At 49.1% G+C, this 4,035-nt stretch carries 2 protein-coding genes and 1 pseudogene; all 3 read left to right on the plus strand.

The features are described 5' to 3' along the window. Positions 1 to 593 (plus strand): annotated as a pseudogene (locus Q0231_RS09705) (AMP-binding protein); the annotation flags it as partial. Between the two features lie 176 nt (positions 594 to 769). Then, positions 770 to 2,374: a FecR family protein gene (locus Q0231_RS09710; protein ID WP_299347442.1), complete on the plus strand. Its 1,605-nt coding sequence runs from the start codon at positions 770 to 772 to the stop codon at positions 2,372 to 2,374. Positions 2,375 to 2,500: 126 nt separating this feature from the next. Continuing rightward, positions 2,501 to 3,745 (plus strand): CHASE2 domain-containing protein, encoded by a 1,245-nt coding sequence (locus tag Q0231_RS09715; protein WP_299347444.1) that lies wholly within the window; start codon positions 2,501 to 2,503, stop codon positions 3,743 to 3,745. Positions 3,746 to 4,035: the final 290 nt, after the last annotated feature.

A 4,035-nucleotide genomic window follows, 5' to 3' on the forward strand; every position in this document is an offset into this window, starting at 1 on the left:
GCGAACTGATAGAAGAGACTGAAGCTGAAGGCTTATTGTGTATCAAGTTCCCTTGGCCTTCCATGATTCGCACGACCTATGGTGATCATGAGCGTTGCCGTATCACGTACTTTGCTTCATTTGAGGATATGTACTTCACTGGCGACGGCTGCCGCCGCGATGCCGACGGTTTTTACCGCATCATTGGCCGTGTGGATGATGTAATCAACGTTTCTGGTCACCGGATGGGAACTGCTGAGGTTGAGAATGCGCTTGACGAGCATCCTACTATCGTGGAGTCGGCAGTCGTGGGCTATCCACATGATATCAAGGGCCAGGGTATTTACGCCTACGTGACTTGTGGTCATATCCCTGATGACATTGAGGCTTTCAAAAAAGAGGTGCTTGCGGTTGTTACCAAAGAGATAGGTCCTATCGCTAAACCCGACAAAATCCAACTTGTATCTGGTCTTCCTAAAACCCGTTCGGGCAAGATCATGCGCCGTATTTTGCGCAAGGTCGCTGAGAACGATTATGGAGCACTTGGTGACATATCGACTTTGGCTGATCCCAGTGTTGTTGATGACTTGATCGAGAATCGTCAAAACCGATAAAGATTGTTTACAATTTTAAAGCTAAACAGGCGCTAAGACCTTGGTTTTAGCGCCTTTTTAATGTGTTGTTTACGGCAATATCTGAATCCTGACGGTGTTAACCGCTTTATTCACCTCCTGCGCCCAAAATGTCCGAAATCAAGAATTTTGGACGTCATGTCACACAGGGGCACATCATGTTAAAGCGAGTTTTCGGTATCTTCCTTATCTTTGTTGCGTTGAGCAGCGCAGCGTTCGCTGACGATTGGGTTGCGAAAAAGCTGCGCGGCGGCGTTTTTGTTTTCCAAACCGGTCAGTGGGTACAAATTAAACGCGGACACGTGGTTTCTGATGAAAGTGCCATCCAAACGGCGAAGGGCGCGCGTGTGCTTTTTGCCCGGGGCAAGGAAACAATTGATGTGCGAGGCGATACACGGATCCGTATTTCAGATAGGACCGGTTCCAAACGAACTGTGGTGGCGCAAGATTTTGGATCGATTACCGTCGATGTTGAAAAGCGAAATGTGCAACACTTTGAAGTGCGCGCACCATTGCTCGCTGCGGTGGTTAAAGGCACAAAGTTTACCGTTACAGCGACCAAAGGCAAAGCAAGCATCAAAGTTGAGCGTGGCCGCGTTGAGGCGCGTGACAATAAAGCTGGCATGAAAGTTGACGTTAAACCACGTCAAGAAGTTGAATTGAACTCCAGTGACAAGCCTATTCTGACTGTTGAGGGGCGCGGCACAAAAGAGCCTATTCGGTCTACGGCAAATGATGCTGTTCTGTCTGTTCGTCAAGTCATTCAAAAGGTTGAAACAGCCCGTCCAGCGTCGCCGGTCAAGCTCGCTGAAGTGCAAAAACTGGCCGCTCAGCAAGGCAAAAGCTTGTCCAAGTCTGATCGTGAATATGCCGCAAAGAAAGAACTAAAGGCTGCAAAAAAATCAGGAAATGCAAAGGCCATTGCTCAGGCGGTTGTTTCTACACAAATTGCGCAGCAGGATGAACAAGCAATAGCTGCAGCTGCAAAAGCTCAAGGTGCCGCGACAGCTGTTTTACAACGAGCAGCAAAGAATGCCTCCTCAGCTGCGGCGAACGCAGAGCAAGCAGAAGTTGAGAAGAAGCAGGCAGATAAAGCCTTAAAAGAGGCGAAGAAGAGCGGTGATGCTGCAGCTATAGCTGAAGCCGCAAAAGCTGCTGCTCAAGCGAAAGCCAACGAAAAAGCAGCCGAGGCTGCCGCGAAAGCGGCAGAAAAAGCGGCAAAATCTGCAGAAAAAGAAGCGGAGAAAGCGGCCAAGGACGCAGAAAAGGCAGCCAAGGACGCAGAGAAAGCCGCTGAGAAAGCTGCAAAGGATGCTGAAAAAGCGGCAAAAGACGCAGCAAAAGATTCAGAAGACGCGGCTAAGGATGCTGCGAAAGCGGCAGAAGATGCGCTAGACGACGCCAAGAAATCTGGCGATCAAAGTGCTATTGCTGCAGCCGCAAAAGCTGCAGAAGACGCAAAAGCAAATGAAGAGGCTGTAAAAAAGGCAAATGACGCTGCCGAAGATGCGGCCAAGAATGCAGAAAAAGCGGCAAAAGACGCAGCTAAAAATGCGGAGGATGCGGCCAAAGACGCAGCCAAGGACGCCGAAGATGCTGCCAAAGCCGCAGCGGAAACGGACGAAAAGGCCGCTAAGGCTGCAGAGGATGCAGCTAAAGACGCCGCTAAAGCGGCTGAAGATGCAGCTAAAGACGCAGACAAAGCTGCAAAAGATGCGGCTAAGGATGCTGAAAAGGCGGCAAAAGATGCGCTCAAGCTTTAGTCCAGCGACATAAAAAAGATGGGTAAAGAATTCATCTAGTTTATTGGTCGGTCCAATTAAGAACGTCGTAATGCAATTAGGGCATTATGGCGTTCTCTTTGTTTAATCCTACGAGTAACCCGCGTAATGCGCCCATCACTGAGAAACTTTGCAGCAATCTTTCTCTTGGCAATTGCCTCGTTTATGGCCAGCCAAAATGGGTTCTTTAAGGGCATTGATCATACATTTCGGGAATGGCGTTTTGCCAACCATAGCGTTGATACAACGGGCGAAATTGTGCTGGTTGATATTGATGTGCGCAGTTTGCATCAGATCGGTCAATGGCCGTGGCCGCGCTGGGTTTATGCGGGGGTGTTGGATCGTCTGGTTGAATATGGCGCTGATGAGATCGCGTTTGATGTCGACTTCTCCAGCCGATCAGTCCCAGAAAATGATCAAATGCTTGCTGACGCGCTGGCCAAAGCAGGTGGCTTTACTTACTTAGCAGCACTGCAACAGCTTGCGTTTAACACCAATGGTGAGCGCGAATTGGTCACCAATCTGCCATTGGAAGAATTTAGAGAGCACTCCGATATAGCTTTGGTGAATGTTGTCACGCTCAAAGACGGGTTGGTGTGGAGTTTTACGAAATATGGGATGATCGAAGACCGCATCGTTCCCTCTTTGCCCACGGTTTTTTCACCGAAAACGGAAAAGAACTCCAAAAATAGCTACTTCATCGATTACGCCTTAGATTTGAATTCAATTGATCGCGTGCCTTTGATCGATTTGCTAAATGGGCAAATTGACCCCAATCGTGTGACTGGCAAAAAGGTCATCATTGGGGCGTCGGCTCTCGAACTGGGTGATTTGCTGGAGGTCCCACACTATGGCCGCATACCTGGGCCATTGGTGCAGGTGCTGGCGGCTGAAACCCGGCTGCAGAATCGCGAAATTGAAAACGGCGGTTCGGTTCTTGGTTGGGTCGTCTTTCTTTTGCTGGCGCTGTTTGTGTCTCGTGTGCGCAAACCGCCGGTATTCGGTTTGGCCATGGCGTTCGTTGGCACTTCGGTTTTCGTTGAGGTTCTCGCGTCTATCGCTCAAGCCAACCTGTTGATGTTCTTTGACACCTTTTGGTTCCATTTTGCATTGGTCTTGGTTTATGTCCTCAAAGTCCTTGAAGCTATGGATTTTCAGCGCTTGCTCGTTCGGCGCGTTTCTGATGAGCACTCGCGCATGCAAGTCATTCTTGACCGGGTAGTTGCAGATAACTTTGATGGCGTTGTCATTATAAATAGTGATTTGATTGTCTTGGCTGCCAGCCAACCTGCAGAGCAAATGTTTAGTCCCAACCACAGCTTGATTGGGGCAAACACATCTGAACCAGAGTGATCAACCTGCCCAGCTGTTTTACCTGACAGATCACGACCGGACATCATGTCCACACCATTGAAACGAGTTTGAACAGTTTGCATTGCACCCTGATTGAACTGAGCATTGTCGCCTACACGAGAGAAGAAATAGCTCATACGCTGCTTCTCCATAGGATTCCCAGTGTAGGTGCCCATTTGGGTATAGCCCAGACGCTCATACTTGGCACGTTGGCTCTCAGGAGTAACGACAAGTTTATAACCCTCACGGTTATCTGACGGAATCCAACCCTTCCAACCATTGAACAGAGA

Source organism: uncultured Maritalea sp., assembly GCF_937139385.1.
Taxonomy (GTDB): Bacteria; Pseudomonadota; Alphaproteobacteria; order Rhizobiales; family Devosiaceae; genus Maritalea; species Maritalea porphyrae_A.

Bases quoted from the DNA above. Each gene is read 5' to 3' on its own strand.
- Q0231_RS09710 (WP_299347442.1), top strand. From the start codon at position 770: ATGTTAAAGCGAGTTTTCGGTATCTTCCTTATCTTTGTTGCGTTGAGC.
- Q0231_RS09715 (WP_299347444.1), top strand. From the start codon at position 2,501: ATGCGCCCATCACTGAGAAACTTTGCAGCAATCTTTCTCTTGGCAATT.